The 24924-nt window shown below is 71.4% G+C and carries 24 protein-coding genes; 8 read left to right on the top strand and 16 right to left on the bottom strand.

Features of this window, described 5'->3' with window-relative positions; translation table 11 throughout:
• The first annotated feature begins 12 nt into the window (after window positions 1-12).
• The gene (locus ACH4S8_RS01345; protein WP_398389753.1) at window positions 13-426 is read left to right on the top strand and encodes a cytidine deaminase; all 414 of its coding nucleotides are present in this window, start codon (window positions 13-15) and stop codon (window positions 424-426) included.
• Window positions 427-436: 10 nt separating this feature from the next.
• On the opposite strand, the gene ACH4S8_RS01340 is transcribed toward ACH4S8_RS01345, so the two are convergent.
• From ACH4S8_RS01340 to ACH4S8_RS01320, 5 genes are all read right to left on the bottom strand, one after another.
• A complete protein-coding gene (locus tag ACH4S8_RS01340; protein WP_398389752.1) occupies window positions 437-670 on the bottom strand; it encodes a hypothetical protein in 234 nt (77 codons plus the stop codon).
• Window positions 671-1114: 444 nt separating this feature from the next.
• Window positions 1115-1660: a hypothetical protein gene (locus ACH4S8_RS01335; protein WP_398389750.1), complete on the bottom strand. Its 546-nt coding sequence runs from the start codon at window positions 1658-1660 to the stop codon at window positions 1115-1117.
• A gap of 148 nt (window positions 1661-1808) precedes the next feature.
• The gene (locus ACH4S8_RS01330; RefSeq protein WP_398389748.1) at window positions 1809-4046 is read right to left on the bottom strand and encodes a ricin-type beta-trefoil lectin domain protein; all 2238 of its coding nucleotides are present in this window, start codon (window positions 4044-4046) and stop codon (window positions 1809-1811) included.
• A gap of 450 nt (window positions 4047-4496) precedes the next feature.
• Window positions 4497-5465 (bottom strand): aldo/keto reductase, encoded by a 969-nt coding sequence (locus ACH4S8_RS01325; RefSeq protein ID WP_398389746.1) that lies wholly within the window; start codon window positions 5463-5465, stop codon window positions 4497-4499.
• Window positions 5466-5581: 116 nt separating this feature from the next.
• A complete protein-coding gene (locus tag ACH4S8_RS01320; protein WP_398389745.1) occupies window positions 5582-6355 on the bottom strand; it encodes a nuclear transport factor 2 family protein in 774 nt (257 codons plus the stop codon).
• Window positions 6356-6586: 231 nt separating this feature from the next.
• Between ACH4S8_RS01320 and ACH4S8_RS01315 the strand changes: the two genes are divergently transcribed.
• Entirely contained in the window at window positions 6587-7087 is a 501-nt protein-coding gene (locus ACH4S8_RS01315) for a methylated-DNA--[protein]-cysteine S-methyltransferase (protein ID WP_398389743.1), read from the top strand.
• A gap of 153 nt (window positions 7088-7240) precedes the next feature.
• Window positions 7241-7963 carry a PH domain-containing protein gene (locus tag ACH4S8_RS01310; protein ID WP_398389741.1) on the top strand — a complete coding sequence of 241 codons (723 nt, stop codon included), beginning with the start codon at window positions 7241-7243 and terminating at the stop codon, window positions 7961-7963.
• Between the two features lie 139 nt (window positions 7964-8102).
• Here ACH4S8_RS01310 and ACH4S8_RS01305 read toward each other — a convergent pair whose 3' ends face one another.
• The 5 genes from ACH4S8_RS01305 to ACH4S8_RS01285 all read right to left on the bottom strand — a co-directional run bounded on the left by ACH4S8_RS01305 (window position 8103) and on the right by ACH4S8_RS01285 (window position 13578).
• Window positions 8103-8969 (bottom strand): lysophospholipid acyltransferase family protein, encoded by an 867-nt coding sequence (locus ACH4S8_RS01305; protein WP_398390689.1) that lies wholly within the window; start codon window positions 8967-8969, stop codon window positions 8103-8105.
• Window positions 8970-9172: 203 nt separating this feature from the next.
• Complete coding sequence (locus tag ACH4S8_RS01300; protein WP_398389739.1) at window positions 9173-9943, bottom strand: GNAT family N-acetyltransferase; 771 nt, start codon at window positions 9941-9943, stop codon at window positions 9173-9175.
• 263 nt (window positions 9944-10206) lie between these two features.
• Window positions 10207-10956, bottom strand: coding sequence for a succinate dehydrogenase/fumarate reductase iron-sulfur subunit (locus ACH4S8_RS01295; RefSeq protein ID WP_398389737.1), 750 nt, complete (start codon window positions 10954-10956; stop codon window positions 10207-10209).
• Window positions 10953-12905, bottom strand: a complete 1953-nt coding sequence (locus ACH4S8_RS01290) for a fumarate reductase/succinate dehydrogenase flavoprotein subunit (protein ID WP_398389735.1) — start codon at window positions 12903-12905, stop codon at window positions 10953-10955. Before ACH4S8_RS01290 ends, ACH4S8_RS01295 begins: the two co-directional genes overlap by 4 nt.
• Before the next feature lies 1 nt (window position 12906).
• Window positions 12907-13578: a succinate dehydrogenase gene (locus ACH4S8_RS01285; RefSeq protein WP_398390687.1), complete on the bottom strand. Its 672-nt coding sequence runs from the start codon at window positions 13576-13578 to the stop codon at window positions 12907-12909.
• Window positions 13579-13698: 120 nt separating this feature from the next.
• Here ACH4S8_RS01285 and ACH4S8_RS01280 point away from each other — a divergent pair, with 120 nt between their 5' ends.
• Window positions 13699-14589 carry a LysR family transcriptional regulator gene (locus tag ACH4S8_RS01280; RefSeq protein ID WP_398389734.1) on the top strand — a complete coding sequence of 297 codons (891 nt, stop codon included), beginning with the start codon at window positions 13699-13701 and terminating at the stop codon, window positions 14587-14589.
• Between the two features lie 18 nt (window positions 14590-14607).
• Here ACH4S8_RS01280 and ACH4S8_RS01275 read toward each other — a convergent pair whose 3' ends face one another.
• The 4 genes from ACH4S8_RS01275 to ACH4S8_RS01260 form a co-directional block, all read right to left on the bottom strand.
• A complete protein-coding gene (locus ACH4S8_RS01275) occupies window positions 14608-15387 on the bottom strand; it encodes an oxidoreductase (RefSeq protein WP_398389732.1) in 780 nt (259 codons plus the stop codon).
• A 141-nt stretch (window positions 15388-15528) separates the two neighbouring features.
• Window positions 15529-17664, bottom strand: a complete 2136-nt coding sequence (locus ACH4S8_RS01270; RefSeq protein ID WP_398389731.1) for a putative bifunctional diguanylate cyclase/phosphodiesterase — start codon at window positions 17662-17664, stop codon at window positions 15529-15531.
• Window positions 17661-18473, bottom strand: a complete 813-nt coding sequence (locus ACH4S8_RS01265; protein WP_398389729.1) for an SAM-dependent methyltransferase — start codon at window positions 18471-18473, stop codon at window positions 17661-17663. Before ACH4S8_RS01265 ends, ACH4S8_RS01270 begins: the two co-directional genes overlap by 4 nt.
• A gap of 448 nt (window positions 18474-18921) precedes the next feature.
• Window positions 18922-19863, bottom strand: coding sequence for an SCO0930 family lipoprotein (locus ACH4S8_RS01260; protein WP_398389728.1), 942 nt, complete (start codon window positions 19861-19863; stop codon window positions 18922-18924).
• A gap of 725 nt (window positions 19864-20588) precedes the next feature.
• Here ACH4S8_RS01260 and ACH4S8_RS01255 point away from each other — a divergent pair.
• The 3 genes from ACH4S8_RS01255 (at window position 20589) to ACH4S8_RS01245 (ending at window position 22335) form a co-directional block, all read left to right on the top strand.
• Complete coding sequence (locus tag ACH4S8_RS01255; RefSeq protein WP_398389727.1) at window positions 20589-20786, top strand: hypothetical protein; 198 nt, start codon at window positions 20589-20591, stop codon at window positions 20784-20786.
• A 16-nt stretch (window positions 20787-20802) separates the two neighbouring features.
• Entirely contained in the window at window positions 20803-21567 is a 765-nt protein-coding gene (locus tag ACH4S8_RS01250; protein ID WP_398389726.1) for a hypothetical protein, read from the top strand.
• A gap of 225 nt (window positions 21568-21792) precedes the next feature.
• On the top strand, window positions 21793-22335 hold the full coding sequence (locus tag ACH4S8_RS01245) for a hypothetical protein (protein WP_398389724.1): 543 nt from the start codon (window positions 21793-21795) through the stop codon (window positions 22333-22335).
• A gap of 129 nt (window positions 22336-22464) precedes the next feature.
• Here the strand turns inward: ACH4S8_RS01245 and ACH4S8_RS01240 are convergent, their stop codons facing one another.
• Window positions 22465-22956 (bottom strand): hypothetical protein, encoded by a 492-nt coding sequence (locus tag ACH4S8_RS01240; RefSeq protein ID WP_398389723.1) that lies wholly within the window; start codon window positions 22954-22956, stop codon window positions 22465-22467.
• A 331-nt stretch (window positions 22957-23287) separates the two neighbouring features.
• Between ACH4S8_RS01240 and ACH4S8_RS01235 the strand changes: the two genes are divergently transcribed.
• Window positions 23288-23950, top strand: a complete 663-nt coding sequence (locus ACH4S8_RS01235) for a class F sortase (protein ID WP_398389721.1) — start codon at window positions 23288-23290, stop codon at window positions 23948-23950.
• A gap of 108 nt (window positions 23951-24058) precedes the next feature.
• Here the strand turns inward: ACH4S8_RS01235 and ACH4S8_RS01230 are convergent, their stop codons facing one another.
• Window positions 24059-24904 (bottom strand): polysaccharide deacetylase family protein, encoded by an 846-nt coding sequence (locus ACH4S8_RS01230; RefSeq protein ID WP_398389719.1) that lies wholly within the window; start codon window positions 24902-24904, stop codon window positions 24059-24061.
• Between the last annotated feature and the right edge of the window lie 20 nt (window positions 24905-24924).

Genomic DNA, 24924 nt, shown 5'->3' with positions numbered 1-24924 from the left:
AAGGAAGAGAAGATGACCACGCAGGCCCACCCCGTCGATCACGAACTCATCCAGGCCGCAGCGCACGTCGCCCGCACTCGCTGCCGGGGCGACAACCACACCATGGCAGCCGCAGCCCGCGCCCGGGACGGCCGGATCGTCACCGCGGTGAACGCCTACCACTTCACCGGAGGCCCCTGCGCCGAGTTGGTCCTCATCGGCGCCGCAGCCGCCCAGGGCGCCTACGAGCTGGACACGATCGTCGCTGTGGGCGACCGCGACCGGGGGGTTGTTCCCCCGTGCGGCCGGTGCCGTCAGGTACTTCTCGACTACTTCCCCGCCATCAAGGTCATCGTCGGGGAAAACGACCGTGTCCGAACCGTCCTCATCTCGGACTTGCTGCCCGAAAGCTACGTCTGGGCCGACCACCAGGTCGACGTCGAGTAGACCCTGCCACTCAGCACGAACCGACACCGCCAGTCGGCAATAGGGCGAACGTCGTCTGATGCGGCACCAGGTATTCCAGGGCATCCGCCTTGGTCCGCACGGCGATGACGGTACTCGTCGGACTTGCGCGATGGCCCGAATCGCAGTCGCCGTCGTGCAGGTCGCGCACAGTACGGATTGCCTGGTGCAGGCACTCGGCCAGCGGCAGAGCCGGGTGCGTGACGACGACGGCGGCGAGCAGCATCCCGCCCAGCGTCGAGAGAGCCGGGCACCACCGTGCTTACAGCCCGTGTCCGGGAGCCGACCGCTCACCGTTGTCGGCCACAGGCCGGCCCGACAGGTCACATGGACTGGCCGGCGGGCCCGACGGCCACCCGTCGACTTGACGGAGTCCTGTCATCTCGGCCTTCTTCACGGCTGGCATGATCGGCATGCCGGGGCGTCTGGCACGGCTGTTCGCCGGCGGGGTCATCCTTACGCTGCTTTGGCATTTCGGCAGGGGTGAGTCGTGGCTCGACGCGCCCGGAACGGTCGTCGGCGAACCTCGCTGAACACGGCCTCGACCAGCTCACCGCATTGGTGAAGACGCGGTTGAAGCGGATGCGGTATCGCCCCGCCTCGTCGAGGGACTCATCGTCGAAACCGGGCTCGGCCTCCCGTCTCCACGACCCCGGCCGTCAAAGATCTCCTAGAAACAGGAGGCCACCAGGTCGCGGTCCACCGTGATGGTGTCGCGATCCAGCGCGGGCAACCCCAGGTGGTCACAGATCAGCTGGGTCAACTGCTCCTCGTAGGCCTCGTTCTGATGGTCCAGCCCGGCCGCCGCGATGAGGGGGGCCATCTCGTTGGGCCAGTATTCTCCGACGTACTCGGGATTCTCGTAGTCGATGCAGGACGATATCTGGCCGTCCTTGTAGTGGTATGCCTTGGGTCCGCGACCCTTGGCAACGCACGGGTTGGGAACGAACACCATCAGCTCGGCGCCCTGAGGGCACAGCTCGCGGTAGTCGATCTCGTCGTGGTCGTCGCGGTTGAACATGTGGTGCACGATCACGCCCCAGTCGCCGGCTGCCGTGTCGTTGCCGTGGGCGAACGGCGGCCGGTGCTGCGCGGACAGGCCTTCGGCCATGGCGGCCGGACTGGTCCCCTTGAAATAGACCAGGACGGTTTCGTCTTCCCGGTACCGCTTCTCTTCCATCCACGCCATGACGCCGCAGCCGATCCAACTTGTCATGCTCGGCAACATAACTGGCGCCACTGACATGCCGACGCCCAGAGCCGCCACTCGACGCCAAAGCCAACCGCCTCACCTACGCCGCCGGAGCAGGACGCTCCGACCGCCGGCTCAAGCACCCACGAGACGCCTGAGGCCGCCGGAGCCGTCACCGACGGCCGCCACGGCCCCCTCCGCCGAAGGATCCATAGCCGCCGGAACCGGATCCCGTGCCGTATCCGCCGTCCCGGGCCGAGCCGTCGAACCCGCCGCCCGGGCAGTCGACGGACGCGGAGGCGCAGGAGGTGTCGGACGGGTCCGCGGACGCGGTGCCCCGGCCGGGAGCCGTGGCCGTCGCGGTGGGTGTCCGGGTGGCGGTGGGTGCCGTCGCGGACGCGGAGGGCCTCCGGCTGCCGGAACCCTTCGCGTCACCGTTCGTGGAGTCCCAGTTGACGACTTCCAGTTGGAGCGAGGGCGCCGGGGTGTCGAGCGTCCAGTGCTGGACCGGTTCGTCCTTGCGGGGTTTGAGGACGAGCGCCGACTCGCCGGTGTCCGACGCGGGGGTGAGGGCCAGATCCTGGTTCCAGCGCGGAACGAGCATGCCCTGGAGGGTGAAGTCGTAGCGGACGTTCTTGGTGCCGGGCTGCGACGAGCCCGTACAGGCGGCCAGTTGGACCGAGTAGCCCAGGTGCGAGTCGAGGCACAGGCTCGGGTGGGCGGCGTCGCGCAGCAGCCCGTCCGCCGTGTACGACCATTCCGTCGCCGAGTCCGAGGAGCACGGGACGAGCCGGGCCTCGGCACCCTTCGCGGGCGCTGTTCCGGTGAAGCCGACGCACAGCCCGGTCGCGGCGTTGCGCAGCCGGCCGCTCACGGCGCCGTCCTTCTTCTCGCCGTTCCGGGCCCACGTCGGGCCCGTGTCCTGGCTCGGTGCCGCGGAGGTGTGGCCGCCGTCGGTCGTGCCGTGCCGTCCGTCGGGGTCCGCGTCACTCGCCCACAGGACCAGCGGGACCGCGACCAGGGCGCTGAGGGTCAGCACGGCGAGGGTGACGTTACGGCGTCCGGGAGCGCGCCGGGACGCCTTGCGCTCGGCGGCCCGGCGGGCGGCGCGGGTTCCGGCGCCGGTCCGGGGCGCGCCCCGGCGGCGCGTGGAGCGGTCGTCGTCCCCGCCGGGCGCGGGAGCGTCCTGTCCGGACGGGACCGCCGGCTGCGGCGCGGTCGCCTCGTGGGCCGTGGGCGGGGTGCCGGTGTACTGAAAGCCGTCCGCCGAGGTGCGCGGGGGGAGACCCGGTGGGCGTACGTCGTCGGCGTCGGGCCGGAACTCGACGATCTGGGCGGTCTCGGCGGCCGGGCCGCCGGGACCGGTGGCTCCGCCCGCGAAAGCCGGATCTCCACCGGCCCTGAAAGCCGGGCCGCCGTCGGCACCCGTGGCTCCACCCGCGAAAGCCGGGTCTCCACCGGCCCCCATGGCTCCGCCCGCGAAAGCCGGGCCGCCGTCGGTGTCCGCCGGTCCGCCGCCGAAGGCGCTGCCGGGGCCGGTCCCGTCGCCCTGCGGCTCCCGGGCCGCGGCGGCAGCCGCCGCCCGCTCCTTCCGGGAGGCCGCGTAGGCGCCCGCACCCCAGCCGAGCACCGCCTCGGCGAGCGGGACGGAGAGATCGCCGTTGAACACGCTCAACTGGTCGGCCGCGTACCGGCAGTGGCCGCATTCGTCCATGTGGGCGCGCAGGTCGGGGTCGAGGTCGGTGCCGCCGCGCCGGAACGAGACGTCGAGCATGCGGTGGTAGCGGCGGCACTCCTGGCTGGGGGCGAGTTCGTGGTGGATCTCCAGGCAGCCCTCGCGCAGGCGTTCCCTGGCCCGCTCCAGTTCCATGACCGCGTCCTCGGGGAAGATCCCCAGCAGAGCGGCGGGCACCTCGGGCCGTTCGGCCTCCACCTCCCCGTGCCAGAGCAGGCAGCGGGCCGGTTCGGGCAGCCGCTGGAACGCCCGTGAGATGAGACGCCTGTTCTCCGGCGGGAGCAGCCGTGCCGCCGCCCGGTCCTCCCGGTCGGCTTCGGCCAGGAGGGCGGGATCGAGCAGTTCGCGCCGCGGGTCCGTGAGCCACTCGGCCGCCAGGCGGCGGACGGTGACGAGCAGCTGGGGCCGCCAGGCGGCGCTCGGCCCGCCCTGGTGCAGCGAATCCCCGAACAGGCGCGTGAATGAAGCGGTGGTGAGCATTCCGGCGGGACGTACGCCGCCGGTGCACAGTCGCGCGTAAGAGAACACCGCCTCCCAGTGGCGGTCCAGGAGTTCCCCGACCGGATAGTTCGCCGACACGCCCCCTTGCCTCTTCAGCTCGGCCGCGAGCCGTTCATCCGACACCTCGAACAAGCGGTCGGGGTCAGACGAATGAGACAGCGTTCCGTCATTCACGTCCGCTTTCCTTCCAAGGGCAGCGCGGCAAATAGTCCATACCAACGGGTATGGAGGCCGCCCGTCGGAACCGGAGGGTCTGCCCGTTGGGCGTGACGTCGCGAACCACCACCTCCGGCAGCCCTTCCGGGCGAGGGGGGAGTGGGCGCGCCACACGCGCGCAGAGCGAAGTAACCATTGTCTGCACGCCGACAACGCCCACCTTTGCACAGGGCGGTGAGCCGGAACAAGCGATCCCGGATTTTCTCTTAATGCGACACCGTCGCGATTATTGAACAAATGTCAGCCGACCCGCTCCAAAAGAAATTCGGAAACCCGGCGGCCCGCACTTCCGTCCGAAGTCTCCACAATGGGAGCGCTCTCACGCGCTCATCCGAGCGCCTTTCCGCACGGAATTCCCGTCCTTCCGCCGCCCGCCCCGGCCGGGCCGGCCGGGGCGGCTCGCACGCGTCAGTGACCGCTGATCGCCCGGGGCGTGTACGGCTGTTCCAGTTCCTCGGTCTCCTTGTCGGAGAGCTCGAGGTCGAGCGAGGCGACCGCGTCCTCGACGTGTCCCGCCTTGGTGGCGCCGATGACGGGCGCGGTCACGCCGTCGCGCCGCAGCAGCCAGGCGAGCGCGATCCTCGCGCGCGGCACCCCCCGCTCGGCGGCGATGCGTGCGACCGCGTCGGCGATCTCGCGGTCGCCTTCCTGGTACAGCTTCCGGCCGAACGTGTCGCCACGGCTGCGTTCGGTGGACGTGTCCCAGTCACGGGTGAGCCGGCCGCGGGCGAGCGGGCTCCACGGCAGGACCCCGACGCCCTGGTCGGCGCAGAGCGGCAGCATCTCGCGCTCCTCCTCGCGGTAGAGGAGGTTGTAGTGGTTCTGCATGGAGACGAAGCGGGTCCAGCCGTGCAGCGCGGCCGTGTACTGGGCCTTGGAGAACTCCCACGCGTACATCGAACTCGCCCCGATGTAGCGGGCCTTGCCCGCCTTGACCACGTCGTGCAGGGCCTCCATCGTCTCCTCGACGGGGGTGCGGTGGTCGAAGCGGTGGATCTGGTAGAGGTCGATGTAGTCGGTGCCGAGGCGGCGCAGGCTGTTGTCGATCTCCGTCATGATCGCCTTGCGGGACAGGCCACGGCCGTTGGGGCCTTCATGCATCGCGCCGTTGACCTTGCTGGCGATGACGATCTCGTCGCGGCGCGCTAACGCGCCGAGCGCCCGTCCGACGATCTCCTCACTGGTGCCGTCCGAGTACACGTTGGCCGTGTCGAAGAAGGTGATCCCGGACTCCAGGGCCTGGCGGATCAGGGGCCGCGAGGCCTCCTCGTCGAGGGTCCACGCGTGGACTCCCCGGTCGGGCAGACCGAAACTCATGCAGCCGAGGCAGATCCGGGAGACGTCCAGACCCGTCGAACCGAGCTTCACATACTGCATGCTCACTCCTGCTCTCGCTGCCGGTGGGATGGGGCGGGGAGATCCGAGGACGGATCCCGGGGTGGGGCGGGAAGATCCGAGGACACATCCCTGCCCGCCGCGGACGCGCGGCAGCCCTACCCGACCGGGGCATCCACGTCGTCGTACACCCGCGCCGACACGATCAGGCCATCGCCGCCCCGGGCGCAGACCGCGAGGCCCGGCTGCGGTGGCAGTCCGATGCCGCCCCAGCGGTCGACGACGTACTCGAAGGCGCTGCGGGTGCCGTCCTCGGTCACGGTGCACAGGGTGAGCGGGATGCCGCCGCCCGCGGAGAAGAAGGCGTCGAAGAGCTCGGTCAGCTCCTTGGTCCCGGTGTGCCGGTACGCGTCGGCGGCCGGTCCGCGGAAGGACCCGTCCGGAGCGAAGGCGGCGACGACGGCCGCGGTGTCCCCCGCGCCGAGGGCGGTCAGGTAGGCGCCCACCACGTCCGAGGCGTGCGCCGACGGGTCCGGCGGCACCATCGGACGGCGTACGACGTGGCGACCGCCCAGCGGCAGGCGGGAGTGGTGGATCCGCACCGGCAGCGCGGAGGCGAGGTCCACGGCGGCGGCCACGGGCAGCCCGGCGCGCCCGCCGTCCTCACCCTCCATGTGGACGACCCATTCCCCCACGGCCCGCCCTTCGGCGAAGGTGGTGGCGACCTCCTCGATCTCCGCCTTCCGTTCCGCCCTCCAGGTGTCCTGCACGGCCAGCCAGGCCTCCAGCACCCCGACACCGCTGATCCGGCCGGCTTCCGGATCGTCGAGGGCGACGGGCACGGTCGCCGCCGCCGGGTCGCGCAGGGCGCCGGCGAGCTCGGCGGCGCCGAGCCGGTCGACGAGGTCGGAGATCTGCGGGATCCAGACCATGGGGGCTCCTGGGCCGTACGGAGTGGTCGACTTCGATCGTGGGCCCGCACCGGCCCCGGCGCGACCTCAGCGGACGGGAGAACGCCTCCGTGCGGTGTCTCCGGACCGCCCGCTCGGCTCTTTCACCGGGCTGCCCGCCCTGCGCTCTGTCCGAATCCCGCCGGACGGGAGGCCGCGCAGGGCGCACTGTTGAGGGTGAACACGCCGGAGACCTCGGAAAGGACCGGACCGATGACGGTCTACACGACCATGGACAGCCCGCTCGGCCGACTGCTGCTGGTGGGTGAGGAGTCGGCCACCGCCAGGGGCGGTACCGCGCTCGCCTCGCTGTCCGTGCCGGACCAGAAGTACGGCGCGGTCGTCCAGGAGGGCTGGCACGAGGACGCGGACGCCTTCCGGGAGATCGTCTCCCAGCTGCGCTCGTACTTCGACGGCCGGCTGACCGCCTTCGACATCGAGTACGTGACCAGCGGCAGCGATTTCCAGCGGCGCGTCTGGAAGGCCCTGGAGACCGTCCCGTACGGCACCACGGTCAGCTACGGGGAGGTCGCCGCGCGGATCGGCGCCTCCAGGGCCGCGGTCCGTGCCGTCGGTACGGCGATCGGGGCGAACCCGCTGCTGATCGTCCGCCCCTGCCATCGTGTGATCGGCGCGAGCGGGGCGCTCACCGGCTATGCCGGGGGCCTGGAGCGCAAGCGACAGCTCCTGGACCTGGAGAACGTGCCGTCCTGAAGTACCCAAAAGGAGCGGGGTGCGCCGGCGGTGCCGCGGCGGCCGGCGGCCTTCCGGGAACGGGTGTGTCACGCGTCATATCCCCCTCGACACAAGGAAGTCGGGGCGACAGCATGGTGCTGCGCCGAGGGTCGGGGCAGGGGGAGAGGAACAGTGAGCACGGGGTTCGAGAGGCTGCCGCGCGAGTACCGGATGAGCCGGTCGAGGAGGCGGGCGGTCCTTGTGGTGATCGTGACGGGCACCGCGGGCGTCGCGAAGGGCCTGCTCGATCTCGACGGCCTGCCCACCTCGTTCACGTACCCCTTCCTCGTCGCCTGGGCGGCGTTCATGGGCTGGCTCTTCTACACCACCCTGCGCTCCTCCACGTCGGCGGACCTCGACGCGATCCACGTACACGGCGTGTTCAAACAGCGCCGGCTGGCCTGGGAGGACATCCAGGACATCCGGGCCGAGAGGAACCCGGCCGCGGCGAGGAAGGACACCGCGCCCAAGGTGCTGGTGTACGCCTACGGCCGGGACGGCCGCAGGATGCCGCTGCCGTTCGTCGACGACCTGAACGTGAACGTCGGGCACGAGGTCGGGGTCCTGCTGGAGGCGTGGGAGGAACTCCGCGGCGCGGACTGGGCACCGAATGCCGAGGCCGCCGTCCGCATCGACCGGCGCGCCGCCCGCCGGGGCGCGCTGACGGCCGGTTTCTCCGCCGCGATGCTGGCGTTCATCCCTCTGACGGTGCTGATGCTGCTGCCGCTCTTCGTGGACGTGCCCGGATGGCTGGCGCCGGTGCTTCAGCCGCTCGCGGTGATCACGGTGGGCCCGATGCTGATCTTCGCGCTGACCGCGATCGCCTCGTACCGCGGGCGGACGCGCACCGACTGAAGGAGGCCCGGACACCGGTGTGCCCCGGCTTCGGGCCCCCGGGGCGGGAGCGGGCGGGGAAGACCCCTTTCTCTCTCCGGGCGCTCTCGTGCCGTCCCGCCCGCGCGCTCGGACGACCCCGGTGGCGGGCCCCCGGATCTCAGCGGCGCGCCCCGGAACACGAGCCGGGGTCGTGTGTGTACCCCTGTGCCGCCTCGGCCAGGGACCGGCGGTCGGGGTGGCCGCCCGCCGGGAGCGGGGGACGCAGACTCACCTCGGCCGTCAGACCGCGTGCCGAGACCACGCGCCACAGCGAGGCGAGCAGCGAGTCCTCGCCGACGAACGCGGGCGCGGTGCTCGCGGCTCCGTCGGCGGACCGGTACCGGATGCGCACCGGCTGGACCGGCACACCGGCGTCCAGCGCGGCCTGGAAGAGGGCCCTGCGATAGCGGCCCCGGGCCCGGCCGCACCAGGTGCTGCCCTCGGGGAACGCGGTGACGGCCGAGCCGCCGCGCAGGGCCTGGGCGACCTCGTCCACCGTGCCGGGCAGGGCGCGCAGCCGGTCGCGGTCGATGAAGAGGGTGCCGCCGCGGGCGGCCAGCGCGCCCACCACGGGCCAGCCGCGCACCTCGGTCTTGGCGACCATCCGTGCCGGGCGGACGGCGGCGAGCAGCGGGACGTCCAGCCACGAGATGTGGTTGGACACGATCAGCAGGCCGCCGACGGGCGGGGCGGCTCCGGTGATCCGCGTCCGGACCCCGGCGGTGTGCACCACGGCCAGGCACCAGCGGCGGATCCACCTCTGGCGTGACCGGTACGGCAGCCGTGCGATCAGCGGGAGCAGGGCGATCCCGAGGACGACCACGGCCAGCAGCGCGACCAGTCGCAGGACGGCCCGGGGCACGCCCGTCAAGGGCCGCGCCGACTCCACGCAGTCGCGCGGCGAGCAGGGGGCGGTGGGCAGCCACGCGCTCGCCGCCCGGACGGGACCGGCACCCCGCCGCCGGGACTGGACGGGACCGGCGATGGGGTGCTGGGACTGGACGGGGCCAAGGACGGACGGTCGGGGCTGTACGGGATCGGCGGCGAACTGCCGGGCCGGTACGAGACCGGCGGCGGACTGTCGGGGCGCGGGGACGGCTTCGGGGGGTACCGCCGTTCCCCGCCCTCCGCCGGACCGGGGACGGCGGAGGGCGGGGAGGCGCGGCGCTCCGGTGCGGGGCGTGCTCATCAGGCGGGAACGAGCGAGAGGAAGTGCCGCAGGTAGCGCGGGTCGACCCGGCGCATCGACAGCAGCACGTACAGGTCGGCGACCCCGAAGTCCGTGTCGTGCGCGGGCTCGCCGCACACCCAGGCGCCGAGGCGCAGGTAGCCGCGCAGCAGCGGGGGCAGTTCGGTGCGGGCGGGGCGGGCGACGCCCTCGGGGCTCCAGGGCAGCAGCGGGCGGACGCGGAACTCCTCGGGGGCCAGGTGCTTGGCCTGTACGCGGTCCCAGGTGCCCGCGGCGAGGGTGCCGCCGTCGGCGAGCGGTACGGAGCAGCAGCCGGCGAGCCATTCGTGGCCGCCGTCGACCATGTAGCGGGCGATCCCGGCCCAGATCAGGCCGATGACCGCGCCGTCGCGGTGGTCGGGGTGGACACAGGAGCGGCCGACCTCGACCAGCCCGGTGCGTATTCCGGCCAGCGGGCCGAGGTCGAACTCGCTCTCCGAGTAGAGCCGTCCGGCGACCGCGGCACGGTCGGGCGGCAGCAGCCGGTAGGTGCCGACGACCTGGCCGCTCTGCGTGTCGCGGACCAGCAGGTGGTCGCAGTACGCGTCGAAGGCATCGATGTCGAGACCGGGCTGCGGGGTGTTCAGGAGGGCGCCCATCTCTCCGGCGAAGACGTCGTGGCGCAGCCGTTGCGCGGCCCGGACGTCGGCCTCGTCGCGGGCCAGGGTGACGGTGTAGCGGGTGGGGGCGACGGGTTCGGTGGGGGTGTCGAGGGTGGAAACGCCGGTCATGGCACTCTCCTGGTCACGGGCCGGTTCGGCGGAGGGGTGCCCCTTGCTCCAGGGGAGTCGGGAGCGCGGGGAGGCAGGCCGGATCCGAACGGACTGCGCGCTCCTGTTCTTCCGACGCCGGTTGGCGCCTGCGTGACCAGTGCCAGGAGGGCGGATGTGGGAATGCTGAATGACAGGGGTGACCCGGAAAGGCGAGACGGGACCGGGGATGAGCACCACTCCCGGTCCCGCCCGTCCGCACCGTACGGCGAACGACTTTGCGGCTAACGCCTGCCCGCCCTGCGGGTGGCGCGCAGCCACTCCTTGTTCATGCTGGTGATGGAGACCAGCGGGATGCCCTTGGGGCAGGCGGTCGCGCACTCCCCGGTGAGGGTGCAGCCGCCGAAGCCCTCCTCGTCCATCTGCCCCACCATGTCGAGCACCCGGGTCTCGCGTTCGGGGGCGCCCTGCGGCAGCACGTTCAAGTGGTTGATCTTGGCCGAGGTGAACAGCATGGCGGCGCCGTTCGGGCAGGCCGCCACACAGGCGCCGCAGCCGATGCACTCGGCGTGCTCGAAGGCGAAGTCGGCGTCGGGCTTGGGGACGGGGGTGGCGTGCGCCTCGGGCGCGGCGCCGGTCGGGGCGGTGATGTAACCGCCGGCCTGGATGATCCGGTCGAAGGCGGAGCGGTCGACCACCAGGTCCTTGACGACCGGGAAGGCGGCGGCCCGCCACGGCTCGACGTCGATCGTGTCGCCGTCGCGGAAGGAGCGCATGTGCAGCTGGCAGGTGGTGGTGCGCTCGGGTCCGTGCGCGTCGCCGTTGATGACGAGGCTGCACGCGCCGCAGATGCCCTCGCGGCAGTCGTGGTCGAAGGCGACGGGGTCGTCGCCGGCCAGGATGAGCTCTTCGTTGAGGGTGTCGAGCATCTCCAGGAAGGACATGTCGGCCGAGATGCCGTCCACCTCGTACGTGGACATCGCTCCGTCGGCGTCGGCGTTCTTCTGCCGCCAGACGCGCAGGGTGAGCTTCATGCGTAGCTCCGCTGGGTGGGGTGGACGTACTCGAAGACCAGGTCTTCCTTGTGCAGGACGGGAGCGGTACCGGTTTCGGTGAACTCCCAGGCGGCCGCGTACGAGAACTCCTCGTCGCGGCGTGCCGCCTCGCCGTCCGGGGTCTGGGACTCCTCGCGGAAGTGGCCGCCGCAGGACTCGGCGCGGTGCAGTGCGTCGAGGCACATCAGCTCGGCGAGTTCGAGGTAGTCGACGATCCGGTTGGCCTTCTCCAGCGACTGGTTGAACTCCTCGCCGGTGCCGGGGACCTTGATGCGCCGCCAGAACTCCTCGCGGATCTGCGGGATGCGCTCCAGTGCCTTGCGCAGGCCGCTCTCGGTGCGGGCCATTCCGCAGAACTCCCACATGAGTTCGCCGAGTTCGCGGTGGAAGGAGTCGGGGGTGCGGTCGCCGTCGACGGCGAGCAGGAGCCGCAGCCGGTCCTCGGTGTCCGCCAGTACCTCCTGGACGGCGGGGTGTTCGTCGGTGACCTCGGTCTGGTGCGGGTTGCGGGCGAGGTAGTCGTTGATCGTCGACGGCAGGACGAAGTAGCCGTCGGCGAGGCCCTGCATGAGGGCGGAGGCGCCGAGCCGGTTGGCGCCGTGGTCGGAGAAGTTGGCCTCGCCGATGGCGAACAGGCCGGGGACGGTGGTCTGGAGGTCGTAGTCGACCCACAGTCCGCCCATCGTGTAGTGCACGGCGGGGTAGATCCGCATGGGCACGGTGTACGGGTCCTCGGCGGTGATCCGGGCGTACATGTCGAAGAGGTTGCCGTACTTCTCCTCGACCGCCGCCCGGCCCATCCGCCGGATGGCGTCGGCGAAGTCGAGGTAGACGCCCTGGCCGCCGGGACCCACTCCCCTGCCCTCGTCGCAGACGTTCTTGGCGGCGCGGGAGGCGATGTCGCGGGGCACGAGGTTGCCGAAGGACGGGTAGATGCGCTCCAGGTAGTAGTCGCGCTCGTCCTCGGGGATCTCGTTCGGCGGGCGGGTGTCGCCGTGCGCCTTGGGGACCCAGATGCGGCCGTCGTTGCGCAGCGACTCGCTCATCAGCGTGAGCTTGGACTGGTGGTCGCCGGTGCGCGGGATGCAGGTGGGGTGGATCTGGGTGAAGCAGGGGTTGGCGAAATAGGCGCCGCGGCGGTGGGCCCGCCAGATCGCGGTGGCGTTGGAGTTCATGGCGTTCGTCGACAGGTAGAAGACGTTGCCGTAGCCGCCGCTGGCGAGGACGACGGCGTCCGCGAAGTGGGTGTCGATCTTCCCGGTGATCAGGTCGCGGGCGACGATGCCGCGCGCGCGTCCGTCGACGACGATCAGGTCCAGCATCTCGGTGCGCGGGTGCATCTCGACCTTCCCGGCGGCGATCTGCCGCGAGAGCGCCTGGTAGGCGCCGAGCAGGAGTTGCTGGCCGGTCTGGCCGCGGGCGTAGAAGGTGCGGGAGACCTGGACGCCGCCGAAGGAGCGGGTGTCGAGCAGACCGCCGTACTCGCGCGCGAACGGCACGCCCTGGGCGACGCACTGGTCGATGATCTCGACCGAGATCTGCGCCAGGCGGCGGACGTTGGACTCGCGGGCCCTGAAGTCGCCGCCCTTGACGGTGTCGTAGAAGAGGCGGTGCACGGAGTCGCCGTCGTTGCGGTAGTTCTTCGCGGCGTTGATGCCGCCCTGCGCGGCGATGGAGTGGGCCCGGCGCGGGGAGTCCTGGTAGCAGAACTGGACGACGTGGTAGCCCTGTTCGGCGAGGGTGGCGCCCGCGGAGCCGCCCGCGAGGCCGGTGCCGACGACGATCACGGTGTGCTTGCGGCGGTTGGCCGGGTTGACCAGCTTGGCCTCGAACCGGCGCCTGTCCCAGCGCTCTTCGACCGGCCCGGCCGGTGCCTTGGTGTCGGCGACCGGTTCCCCGGTCGTGAAGTGGGCGTATTCAGCGGTCATTTCAGCTCACCACTCCGGTCATGACGCCCACGGGCACGGCGACGAAGCCGGCCGTGAGCAGCAGTGCGAGGACGTTGGCGACGGTCTTCAGGGCGCGGTCGCGGGTGCGGCTGCCGGCCCCGAGGGTCTGGGCTGCGCTCCAGAAGCCGTGCCGGATGTGCAGGCCGAGCGCGAGCATCGCGACGATGTAGATGACGTTGCCGTACCAGGTGGAGAAGGTGTCCACGACGTTCTGGTAGGGGTGGCCCTCCTGGAAGCCGCCGGAGTGGACGGTGCCGGTGGTCAGGTCGAGGAGGTGCCAGACGATGAACAGGCCGAGGATGATCCCGCCCCAGCGCATCGTGCGGGTGGCGTAGCTCGCGCCGCGCTTCTTGTGCACGTACTTGCTGGGCCGCGCCCTGATGTCACGACGGCTGAGCTGGTACGCGGACACGGCGTGCGCGACCACGGCGACGACCAGCACCGCGCGGACGATCCACAGCGTCCACTCGTAGTGCATGAAGGGTTCGCCGACGGTGCGCAGCCAGTGCGCGTAGTGGTTGAACTCGCCCGCGCCGAAGTAGATCTTCAGGTTCCCGATCATGTGGGCGACCAGGTAGAGCAGCATGATGAGGCCGCTGACGGCCATCACGGTCTTCTTGCCGACGGAGCTGTCCCACACGGTGCGTGCCATGGACGGCCGTCGGTCCGTCCGCGTTGCCAGAGCCATGGGACGAGACGGTAAGCCGCGGGGAACCGATCAGTCCAAGACATGGAACAGCTGGTTTCCATAGACGTGAGCTATCGTCGGGGCGTGCAGTTCCAACAGCTCCAGTACTTCGTGGCCGTCGCGGAGACCCGGCACTTCACCCGGGCCGCCGACCTGGTGCATGTCGCGCAGCCCTCGCTGTCCCAGCAGATCAAGGCGCTGGAGCGGGAGCTGGGGGCCGATCTGTTCCTGCGGGCGCGCGGGAACATCACCCTCACCGACGCGGGCGAGGCGCTGCTGCCGCTGGCCCGGCGCATCCTCGCCGACGCGGACACGGCCCGGCACGAGGTGCAGGAGCTGGCCCAGCTGCGCAGCGGCCGGGTGCGGCTCGGCGCGACCCCGAGCCTGTGCACCGGTCTGCTGCCCGACGTGCTGCGCGCCTTCCACGACCGCTATCCGGGCATCCGGCTGCTGATCGAGGAGGGCGGCTCGCACGATCTCGTACGGGGACTCGCGCGCGGCGCCCTCGACCTCGCGCTGGTCGTCCTGCCCCTGCCGACCCCCTCCCCCGCGCTGACCACGGTGGAACTGCTGCGCGAGGACCTCGTGGTGGTGTCGTCGCCGGAGGCCCCGGCGCCCGGCGGTGGCGGCCGTCGGAACACGGTGCGGGTCGCCGATCTGGAGGGCGAGCGCCTGGTGATGTTCCGGCACGGCTACGACCTGCGTGAACTGACCGTGGCCGCCTGCCGCGCCGAGGGTTTCGAGCCCGACTTCGCGGTCGAGGGCGGTGAGATGGACGCGGTCCTCGGCTTCGTCCGGGCGGGCCTCGGCGTGGCCGTCGTACCGCGCATGGTGGCCGCGCGGTCCGGGCCGGGGCTGCGGGTGACGCCGCTGGCCCCGCCCGGACTCGAGCGGACCATCGCCCTGGCGCACCGCAGCGACGTGGCACCGCCCCGGGCGGCCCGGGAACTCCAGCGGATGCTGCTGGAACGCTGACGCCGGGCGACCCGGGGTTCACCAGGTCGGGATGAGGCCGCCGTCGATGACGAAGTCGCTGCCGGTGATGTTGCGCGCGCGGTCCCCGGCGAGGAAGAGGACCAGCTCGGCCACCTCGGACGGCTGGGAGAAACGGCCGGTGACGGTCGCGCCGGAGGCCTGGGCGACCACGTTGCCGGGGGTCGTCCCGACGACGGCCGAGACCGTCTCGGCCACTCCCCCGCTGCCGAGCCACAGGTCGGTCTCCACCGGACCCGGGCTCACCGTGTTGACGCGGATGCCCTTCGGGCCGACCTCCTTGGACAGCGCCTTGGAGAAGGCGACGAGGGCGGCCTTGCCCGCGCTGTAGTCGATGACCAGGGGGTCCGGCAGCGTGGCGTTGACCGAGCCGATCGTCACGACCGAGCCCCCTCGGGCGGCCAGCATCGACGGCAGGGCCGCTCGGGTGACCCGTACGGCCGTGAGGAGGTTCAGATCGACGGTGCGCCGCCAGTCCTCGTCGGTGATCGAGAGGAAGCCACCGGTGCGGGCGGGGGCCGCGCCCACGTTGTTGACCAGGATGTCGATCCGCTCGCCGGCCGCCTCCACGAGCCTGGCCGCGGCGTCGGGTTCGGCGAGGTCGACCGGGACCCAGGTCACGTTCCCCTTCCCCGCCAGGGCGTCAAGGCCCTGGGATGTGCCGCGGGAACCGGCGATCACCCTCGCTCCGGCTCCCGCCAGCGCCTCCGTGACCGCGAGTCCGATGCCCTTGCTGGCTCCGGTGACGACGGCCGTCCTGCCCTCAAGTTCGGTACTCATCCGTCTCAGCTCCATAGGTGGAAGGTGCTCCCCGTCCATGAGACATACGGAGGACCGCGGGCGCGAGGCGTGCCGTGCGCTCAGGACGCCCGCCCCGCGCGGCGCGCCCCCGCCCGGGGAGGCCTCGCCGCGCGGACGGGTTCAGCCGACCGCGTCGACCAGCGCCAGTTCGTGCAGCCGCTCCGGCGGGCCCGGACGGGCGTAGTACCAGCCCTGGGCGGTGTCGCAGCCCAGGATCCGCAGCTGTTCGGCCTGCGCGCCCGTCTCCACGCCCTCGACCGTCACCGCCAGGTCGAGGCTGTGGGCCAGCGAGACGATGCCCTCGACGATCTTGAGGTCGACCGGATCCGCCGGGAACTGCTGCATGCCCTGGGTGAAGGACCGGTCCAGTTTGAGGATGCTGACGGGCAGCCGGCGGAGGTTGGCGAGATTGGAGTAACCGGTGCCGAAGTCGTCGAGCGCGATGTCGACGCCCATCTCGGCGAGCCTGCGCAGCGGCTTGAGCAGGTCGTCGTCCGCGCCGATCAGCGCGGACTCGGTGACCTCCAGGCACAGCGCCCGGGCGTCGAGACCCTCACGCTCCAGGATGTCGACCGTGTCCTGGACCAGCCCGGGATGGGTCAGCTGGCACGGCGAGAGATTGACGTTGACCCGCAACGGGCCCGCGTCCGAGTTCCGTTCCTGCCAGCTGCGGGCCTGGCGCACCGACTGCTCCAGGACCCAGCGGCCCAGCGGCACGATCAGTCCGGTGTGCTCGGCGAGCGGGATGAAACGGTCGGGTCCGAGGACCCCGTGCTGCGGGTGCAGCCAGCGCACCAGCGCCTCCGCGCCCCGCACACTGCCGTCACCGAGGTGCACCAGCGGCTGGTACTCGATGAAGAACTCGCCCCGGTCCAGGGCGGCGGGCAGCGCGGTGGTGAGTCCGTTGCGGGTGATGGCGCGGGCGTCGGCCTCGGGGTCGGCCAGCTCGAAGCGGTTGCCGCCCGCGGACTTGGCGCGGTACATCGTGATGTCGGCGCTGCGCAGCACCTCGGCGGCGCCGCGCTCCCCGGCCGGGCCCTCGACGACGCCGACGCTGCCGCGCACGGTCAGGTCACGGCCGTCGATGCTGATCGGGGTGACGAGCGCGTTCATGATGCGCCCGGCCAGCTCGTCGACCTCGCGCTCGGTGTCCGGGCCGGTGGTGAGGGCCACGAACTCGTCGCCGCCGAGCCGGGCGACCATCTCACCGGGCGCGGTGGCGCAGGACTGGAGGCGGTCGGCGACCTCGACGAGCAGCCGGTCGCCGGCCGCGTGCCCGAGGCTGTCGTTGATGGTCTTGAAGCCGTCGAGGTCGAGGTAGCAGAGCCCGAAGCGCTGGCCCTCCCCCGCGGCCAGCGCCTTCTCCAGTCGCTCGAAGAACAGGGTGCGGTTGGGCAGTCCGGTGAGCGCGTCGTGGGTCGCCTCGTAGCGCAGCCGCAGATTGAGCAGCCGCCGCTCGGTCGTGTCCTCCATCAGCGCCAGTTGGTACTGGGGCGCGCCGTCCGCGTCACGCAGCAGCGAGACCGTCAGGTTGGTCCACAGGGCGGTGCCGTCGGGGCGGTAGAACGCCTTCTCCACGTGGTAGTGCTCGCGTTCGCCGCGTACCAACTCCTCGTACAGACGCCATACTTGAGGGGCGTCCTCGGCGTGCGTCCATTCGGTGACCTTGCGGCCGCGCATGGTCTGCTCGGAGCCGCCGAACATCCGCAGCAGGGCTCCGTTGACCTGGAGGATGTTGCCGTCCAGGTCGGCGATGCCGATGCCTATGGCCGCGCCCTCGAACACCGCGCGGAAGCGGGCCTCGCTGTCGTGCAGCGCCTCGGCGACGGCGCTGCGCGCGGTCAGCGCGGCCTGCGAGATGGCCTGCTGCTCGGCGAGCGTCCGCTCGCGCAGCGCCTCGGCGTATCCGGCGGCGATGGCGTGCTGGAGCCGCGCGGAGCGGGTCCGCAGCGCCTCCTTGGGACCGTCCTCGCCGCAGTAGAGCACCAGGTAGGCGTCGACGCAGTCGAGGGCCCGGCTGAGGGCCTCGGGATCGGTGCAGTGCGCGGCGACGAGCGCGGCGCCGACGCTCCGTCCCTCGGCGGCCTCGAAGGTCCGGGCCCGCAGGGCCTCGCTCAGCCGCCTCGCGAGCGGCAGCAGTTGTTCCTCGAACTCCGGCCGGGTCAGCGAGGTGGAGGTGACGGGGAAGACCGCCCGGCTCCAGATCGTCGCGAACCGGCGCAGTCTGTCCTCCGGCCCGTCCGGCTCGGCGCTCACGCCTTGCGTCCCACGCCGCCGAACCCGGAGAAGGAATAGGGATCCTCGTCCTCGGGTGCCGTGTCGGGCCGCCATTCCGGCATCGGCACCAGTCCGGGTTCCACCATGTCGTACCCCTCGAAGAACCGCGCGATCTCCTCGCGCGTGCGCATGATCAGCGGGTTGCGGATGTCCTTGTAGACGTCGACCGTGCCCTCGGCCTGCTCCCGCAGGAGCGGAATTCCCTCGAACGAGGCATGCGTGACGACGAGCATGCTTCCCGGCGCGAGGGCGTCGCGCAGTTCGGCCACCGCCCGGTACGGGTCGTCCGCGTCTTCCACGAAGTGAAGTATGGCAACGAGAAGCAGGGCGACCGGCCTCTTCAGGTCGATCAACCGCTGAACCTGGTGACTCACCAGGATTTCCTGAGGCTTGAGCAGGTCCGCGGCGACGACGTCCGCGTTCTCGTTGTCCCGCAGGACGGCCTGGCTGTGTGCGACGGCAACCGGGTCGTGGTCGACGTAGACGACCCGTGCGCCGGGCCGGGCGGCCTGGGCGATCTCGTGGACGTTGCCGAACGTCGGGATGCCGGAGCCGATGTCGAGGAACTGGTCGATGCCCTCGACGGCCGCGTGGCGGACGGCCCGGCGCATGAACGCCCGGTTCGCCTGCATGATCTTGGGAAGGCCCGGCATGGACTCCATCGCCTTGCGCGCCGCTTCCCGATCCACCTCGAAGTTGTGCGAACCGCCCAGGTAGTAGTCGTATATCCGGGACACGCTCGGCACTGAGATGTCAATGCTGCGAGGGGCCCAGGCGGGACGCTCCATCTATCTCTCCAAGGCGTAGGCGACGGCACGGACGATCCGGTGTTCGAGCTGAGGCTACTGATCGCCCGCCAAAGGAGCGAGTCAAACCGGAAATTGACCGTCCGTTCCAGGTCACTGCCTCGGGCACGTGCCCAATTGGCAACTGCGAACGTATACGGCGCACGCCACTCACCGCCTCCGCGAAATCATTGCGAAGCGTTCCAAAAAGCTCCGCGGAGTCACGAAGCGTGGCCAAGTCCCCCGCCGGGCCGGGGCGTTCTTTCACATCCGGGCCACAGCCCGGATCTTTCACGTTCCGGCGACGGCCGGAACGCCTCGCCCGGCACCGGGCGCACGGGGGCCCGCCCCGGCCGGCGCCGGACGCACAAGGGTCCGCCCCCTCCGGTGGAGGGGGCGGACCCTTGGCGGCGCGTTCGTTCTGGCCGGTCGACCGTGGGGTGTCGACGACCTACTTGGCCGCGCCGACCGGCTTCCCGTCGGGCGAGACGGCGTACCAGGTGCCGCCCACGCCCTGACCGTTGGTGTCACCGGGAGCGCTGTCACCGGAGAAGGTGTAGATCGGCCAGCAGTTGACCGTCATCTGCTTCACGCCGTCGGGGCGGGTGAAGCCCATCAGGCCCTTCTTCTGGACGCCCTTCGTGTCGCTGGCGGGAACCGGGGCGACCGCGGGCCACTTCTCCAGACAGGCGCCCGTGCAGGCCGACTTCGAGACGGGCCAGGCCTGGTCCTTCATGAAGCGGTAGACCGTCATGCCGTTCTTGTCGACGACGATGTCACCGAGCTTCGGGTCCTTGCGGACCGACAGACCCGGGAGGGCGGCCAGCGTGGCCTTCTTGCCGTCGGGCGCCGACGCGAACCAAGTGCCGCCCACGTTCTGGCCGTTGGTGTCACCGGCCTTCGTGTCCTTGGCGTAGCGGTACATGGGCCAGCCGCCGATGGTCAGCTGCTTGGAGCCGTCGGAGCGGGTGACCTCGCCGAGCAGCGCCTTGTCGATACCGGTGGCGGCCTCGGCACCCTCGGCGGGCACGGGCGGCCAGGCGGTCGCGCAGGCGCCGTCACAACTCGACTTCGGCGGCTCGGCGGTGTCCTTGTCGAAGCGGTACAGGGTGAATCCGGCACCGTCGGTCAGCACCTTGCCGAGCTTGACGCTCTCGGCCACGGTGAGCTTGCCCGCGGCTTCCGGCTTGGCGGCGGCGCTCTGGTCCTTGGAATCGGCTCCGTAGCCGTTGCCCGCACCCGCGGTGGTGCTGCTCCCGTAACCGCCCGCCGCCGCGGTGGCACCCACGTTCTGGGTACCCGTGGAAGCGTTTTCCTGACCACACGCCGTCGTGAGCGCCAGCACGGCCGCAGCTGACGCTACGAGTGAGGCGCTCCGCCAGGAGGTCTTCATTGGTAACTCCCGCTGTTCGCATAAGTGTTGCAGCGCCCTGCAGCGCCGCGCATGGCCCTAGGTACGGGCGGGAGGTGCAGGAGTGTTCAAACGGGCCTCAAATTTCTTTCGGAAGTCTGTGGCGCGTTCGATCACGGTCGCTCACATGTTCGACCGAGATCCCGGTCCCTCGGCTCCGCGCGTCAAGCCATCGGGAGCCCGAGGTACCCAATTCGTGGCCAATCCAGGACACTTCGGCGTGACCCGGCCCCTCGCACCCCATGATCTCCGTCGTGCACGCACCCCAGCGGACCCGGTCCGCCCTCGTCATACGGGTACTGGCGCTGACGGCGCTCACCTGGCTCCTCGTCGGCGCGCCGGGCGGAACGGCCGCGGCCGACGCCTGCGCGTACGCCTCGACGGGTCCGGGCGGCGACGGGATCACCGCGGTGGCCGTGGCGGGCGACGGGGCGGTCGCCGGCGCCGGACACACCGTCCGCTGCCCGGCCCCGACGCCGCCCTGCCCGCCGACCCCCACCCCCACACCTGCCCCGCCAGCTCCCGAGCCGCCGCCTCCGCCGAAGCCGACGCCCAAACCGACGCCCAAACCGACGCCGCCCCCTCCACCCACCCACGCGCCGAAACCCGCGCCGCCGCCTCCACCCCCGCCGCCTCCACCGCCTCCACCGCCTCCACCGCCCCCGCCGCCGAAGCCGAAGCCCCTGCCGCCGCGGCCGGCTCCGGTCGTGGCGGCGAGACCCACGCCGAAGCCCCCACCGGCACCAAGCGCGCGTCCCGCTCCGGCGCCGGTTCCGGTCAGTTATCCGGCGTACCGCACCCCGCCGCACAAGCACGCGCCCCGCGGCGGTCCGTCACTGGTCTCGTTCACCCTGCTCATCACCGCGCCCGCGGTGCTCGCCGTCGCGGCGCTGCGCCCGCGCTGACCCCTGGAGGCACTCTGTGTCGGATTGGCTTGTTCTCGCCCTCGCGATGGCGGCCGCGTGCCTCGTGGTCCTCGCCGTGACCCTCGTACGCCATCGCAGGGCCCGCGAGGACGAGGACCCCACCGAGACGCCGGACGTCATCGAGTACATGACGATGATGATCGGCGTGGTGTACGCCATCGTCCTCGGGCTCGCCATCGCCGGCGTCTGGGAGGCCCGCGGCAGCGCCCAGAACCAGGTGCAGGCGGAGGCGCAGGCCCTGCACGAGATCTCCGAACGGGTCCGGGTCTACCCGCCCGACGTCCGCGACCGGATCCGCGGTGACGTCGACGCGTACGTCCACCACGTGGTCACCACCGAGTGGAAGGCCATGACGGAGCAGGGCCGGGTGACCGACGAGGGCGGCCGGCTCCTCGACCGGGTCCGGCACGACGTCACCGACTACCAGCCGAAGTCGGACTTCGAGGCGCAGGCCTACCAGCCGCTCCTCGACCAGGTGACGGCGGCCGACACCGCGCGCAGCGCCCGCGCCGACTCCACCGGGGCGACCATGCCGGGGGTGGTGTGGTTCGGGCTGATCACCGGCGCCGTGGTCACGGTCGGGATGATCTTCGCGCTGCAGATCCGGCGCACCGCCCGGGAACTGGTCCTGGCCGGGCTGTTCTCCGCCCTGATCGCCTTCCTGCTCTTCCTGATCTGGGACTTCGACTCGCCCTACAGCCGCGGGATCACGGCGTCGGCGGAACCCTTCACGACGCTGTTCCCGCACCTTCCCGGGTGACGTGCCGGCCGGGGAGACCCGATGGACGGGGGACGGGTGCCACGCCGTGCGCGTCCCCCGTACGCACGCACCGCGTCCCTCGAACGGCCCACGCGATTGCCCCGTTCGCGCTACTGGGATCGCGCCCCTGTTCGCCCTTTTCTAGCGTTTCGATCGTCGAGGTGCATTTCTGGCGCAAGCGGAAACAGTCCGCAGCAAGGCTCCTCGGGGACCTGGAGGATCACCATGCGCGCGATACGCGTCGCTTCGGCCGCACTGCTGGGCGTGGCCGCCCTGGCCTTCGCCGCACCCGCCGCCGTGGCCGGTGACGGGGACGGGGACCACGGCTTCGCCCCGATCACCCCGTTCTCCTTCAGCGTGCAGCCGTCGACCGTCGCCGCGGGCGGCCAGGTGTCGCTGCTGCTGAAGCGGGACGGCGGATGCCGGGGCACCGCCACGGTCACCTCCGGGGTCTTCGACACCGTCACCATCCCGCCGGGGCGGTCCTCGGCCACCGCCACGGTCGACCGGGACGCCAGACCCGGGGCCGTGTACGACGTGACGTTCTCGTGCGGCGGCGCGAGCGGCAGCACCGGTCTCACCATCGCCGGCGGCCGACCCTTCACCCCGACCCCGGTGCCCCTGCAGCGGGGCGTCCGGGCCGGCGTCGGCGGCAGTGTCGGCGGTTTCGACCTCAAGGAGATCGGGATGGGAACCGCGCTCATCGCCGGTTCCGTCGGCGCGGCCTGGTACCTGTCCCGCCGGCGCACCTCCGCCGACGAGACCTGACGCAGCGACAGAGCCCCTCGCGCCGGACCCGGTCGGGCGGGTCCGGCGCGAAGGACCCTCGTGTGCGCCCCGCGCTGCGGACGGCCGGCCTCCGAAGGGTGCGGGACCGGCCGCTCGCCGGCGGAACGGTCAGATGTGCCGTTCCGACCTGCGGCGCATCCAGAACACCCCGCCGCCGGCGGCCGCCGCGGCCACCAGGCCGCCGCCGATCGCCATGTCGGTGGGCGTGGCGCCGGTGGTGCTGCTGCCGCCGAGACCGCCGCGGACACCGCCGATGACGGTGAAGGCGGCCGGGCGGGTCAGCGGGCCCGTCCCTTCGCAGTTGACGGTGATGTCGTACGAGCCGGGGCGGGCGTCCTGGTTGATGGTGGCCGTACCGCTGGACGACTCGGTGCGGCTGCCCAGGAGCGGCGAGAGTTTCGCCTGACGGAACGCGGGAGAGGTCATCGTGCCTCCCCTCGGGCACCCGTCGACGGTCACGGTCAGCTGACCGCCGCGGGCGATGACGCTGGGCTGCGCGACGATGTTGCTCGGCGTGTTCCACGCCGCGGCCATCGGGGCGGCGAGCCCCACGGCGGCGACCGCGGCGGCGGACACCGCCAGGGCACGAGTAGTACGCATGTGTTCCTCCGCGGGGGCGCCCCGGGAACCGTCCCCGGTGGATCGGCGAGAAAGCGCCTCCCAGTCAGACCCTCAGATGCCGTGCACGGGGCCGCATTTCGGGAATGGTCCGTCCTGGTGAGAGGACACGCCGAAGGAATTCCATACAATCGGATATTGCCGCAGGTCACGGACTGTCGGAAAATTCCTGGTCACGGCAACTCGGATGGCGCACGAGGCATTCTCCCGGCCACCCGTTCGCCTGCGCCCCGTCGCCGGGCGGCCTTGCTGCCATTAGCGTGCTCATATGCGCGGATGACGAGGCGACGGCCGCGTCGAGAGGGGATTGCGAATGTCTGCGTCCGAGTTGGCCGAAGAGGAGGAGCGGCAGAGGAAGCGCGCTCCTTGGGGCGTGATAGCGCTTGTTCTGCTGACCGGCCTCGCCCTCATTCGGAACGGTTCCGGCGAGTTCGACGTGGGCCCCCCGCAGCCGGCCTCGGCGGCCGCGGCGGACAGCCGCACGCCGGGCGCCACGTTCTCGAAGACGCCGGATCCGCTACCGTACTCCGTGGTCGACCGGGTGCGGATCCCGGCCATCCGCGTCGACGCCCCGGTGATGCCGGTGGGCCTGGACATCGACGGATGGGTCGACGCGCCGCCGCCCGACGACCCGAATCTCGCAGGCTGGTTCACCGGCGCGGTCTCGCCCGGCGAGAAGGGCACGGCCGTGATCGTGGGCCATGTCGACAACATGCAGGGTCCCGCCGTCTTCTACGGACTCGGGGCGCTCAAGAAGGGGAACAAGGTCGAGGTCCTGCGCAAGGACGGGAAGACCGCGGTGTTCGAGATCTACGGCATCGAGGTCTTCGCGAAGTCCAATTTTCCCGGCGACCGCGTGTACAACAGCAAGGGCACCCCCGAATTGCGTGTCATCACGTGCGGAGGCGGTTTTTCCAAGCAGCACGGATACGACGGGAACGTCGTGGTTTTCGCGCGCCTTTCCGAGGTGCGCTGAGCGTTTCCGGGCCGGGCGCGCGAAAGCCGGCCGAAGAGGCGTTCGACCTCCCGCCGGCCGCCCCGGCCGAAAGCCCCGCGACACCTCGTGCGCGGGGCCCTCTCGGTTCTAGGCGTATTTCCGGTGCGGCACCGTGATGCGGTAGCCGGCGTTCAGCAGGCGCGGGAGATAGGTGCGCAGTGCCTGGACGCTCTGCGAGCGGTCACCGCCCGCGTCGTGCTGGAGGACGACGACACCCGGGGCGGCCTGCTTCTGGACCGTGCCGACGATCGCGCGGGTGCCCGGCCGCGACCAGTCGAGCGTGTCGATCGTCCAGGACAGTGGTTCCATGCCGAGTTCGGCACCGATCTGGTAGACCGCACGGTTCCACTCCCCGTACGGCGCCCGGAACCAGGTCGGCGGCTCGCCGCAGGCATCGTCGATGACCTCGCTGGTGCGCTCCATCTCCGAGCGGATCGCGGAGCGCGAGAGCTTGGTGAGCAGCGGATGGCTCCAGGTGTGGTTGCCGACGATGTGTCCGTCGTCGGCCATCTCTCCCAGCAGGTCCTTGTTGTCGGCGGCCATCACCCCGCACACGAAGAACATGGCATGCACGTCGTACTCGTGCAGGGTGCGCAGGATCTCGGGGGTGTAGTGCGGGTCGGGGCCGTCGTCGAAGGTCAGCACCATCGTGCGGCCGCGCCCGGACACCCGCATGAAGGGCTCGTCCCGGACGAGGGTCCGCAACTGCGCGCTCTGCGGCGGCGGGCCGTACCCGGCGAGCGGCTGGAGGCGGTAGGCGGAGGGCTTGAGGGCACCGGACGCCTGCGGGCCGGAGAGCGGCAGGCTCCGCGCCGACTCCGCGGCCTGTCCGGCGGTCAGGACACGGGCCGTGCCCGCGACCCCGGCCGCACCCAGGACAGCGGCGCCGGCGATCAACGCTCGACGCCGAGTAATCAGCTGATCCTTTTTCATGATTAATCAGTCACCCGGGG

Source organism: Streptomyces sp. NPDC021080 (assembly GCF_044333225.1).
Classification (GTDB): domain Bacteria; phylum Actinomycetota; class Actinomycetes; order Streptomycetales; family Streptomycetaceae; genus Streptomyces.
Note: the sequence above shows the minus strand (reverse complement) of the source record. Positions and strands in the feature narration are given on the sequence as shown.

Bases quoted from the DNA above. Each gene is read 5' to 3' on its own strand.
- ACH4S8_RS01345 (WP_398389753.1), top strand. From the start codon at position 13: ATGACCACGCAGGCCCACCCCGTCGATCACGAACTCATCCAGGCCGCA.
- ACH4S8_RS01340 (WP_398389752.1), bottom strand. From the start codon at position 670: ATGCTGCTCGCCGCCGTCGTCGTCACGCACCCGGCTCTGCCGCTGGCC.
- ACH4S8_RS01335 (WP_398389750.1), bottom strand. From the start codon at position 1,660: ATGACAAGTTGGATCGGCTGCGGCGTCATGGCGTGGATGGAAGAGAAG.
- ACH4S8_RS01325 (WP_398389746.1), bottom strand. From the start codon at position 5,465: ATGCAGTATGTGAAGCTCGGTTCGACGGGTCTGGACGTCTCCCGGATC.
- ACH4S8_RS01320 (WP_398389745.1), bottom strand. From the start codon at position 6,355: ATGGTCTGGATCCCGCAGATCTCCGACCTCGTCGACCGGCTCGGCGCC.
- ACH4S8_RS01315 (WP_398389743.1), top strand. From the start codon at position 6,587: ATGACGGTCTACACGACCATGGACAGCCCGCTCGGCCGACTGCTGCTG.
- ACH4S8_RS01300 (WP_398389739.1), bottom strand. From the start codon at position 9,943: ATGACCGGCGTTTCCACCCTCGACACCCCCACCGAACCCGTCGCCCCC.
- ACH4S8_RS01295 (WP_398389737.1), bottom strand. From the start codon at position 10,956: ATGAAGCTCACCCTGCGCGTCTGGCGGCAGAAGAACGCCGACGCCGAC.
- ACH4S8_RS01290 (WP_398389735.1), bottom strand. From the start codon at position 12,905: ATGACCGCTGAATACGCCCACTTCACGACCGGGGAACCGGTCGCCGAC.
- ACH4S8_RS01285 (WP_398390687.1), bottom strand. From the start codon at position 13,578: ATGGCACGCACCGTGTGGGACAGCTCCGTCGGCAAGAAGACCGTGATG.
- ACH4S8_RS01275 (WP_398389732.1), bottom strand. From the start codon at position 15,387: ATGAGTACCGAACTTGAGGGCAGGACGGCCGTCGTCACCGGAGCCAGC.
- ACH4S8_RS01265 (WP_398389729.1), bottom strand. From the start codon at position 18,473: ATGGAGCGTCCCGCCTGGGCCCCTCGCAGCATTGACATCTCAGTGCCG.
- ACH4S8_RS01260 (WP_398389728.1), bottom strand. From the start codon at position 19,863: ATGAAGACCTCCTGGCGGAGCGCCTCACTCGTAGCGTCAGCTGCGGCC.
- ACH4S8_RS01245 (WP_398389724.1), top strand. From the start codon at position 21,793: ATGCGCGCGATACGCGTCGCTTCGGCCGCACTGCTGGGCGTGGCCGCC.
- ACH4S8_RS01240 (WP_398389723.1), bottom strand. From the start codon at position 22,956: ATGCGTACTACTCGTGCCCTGGCGGTGTCCGCCGCCGCGGTCGCCGCC.
- ACH4S8_RS01235 (WP_398389721.1), top strand. From the start codon at position 23,288: ATGTCTGCGTCCGAGTTGGCCGAAGAGGAGGAGCGGCAGAGGAAGCGC.
- ACH4S8_RS01230 (WP_398389719.1), bottom strand. From the start codon at position 24,904: ATGAAAAAGGATCAGCTGATTACTCGGCGTCGAGCGTTGATCGCCGGC.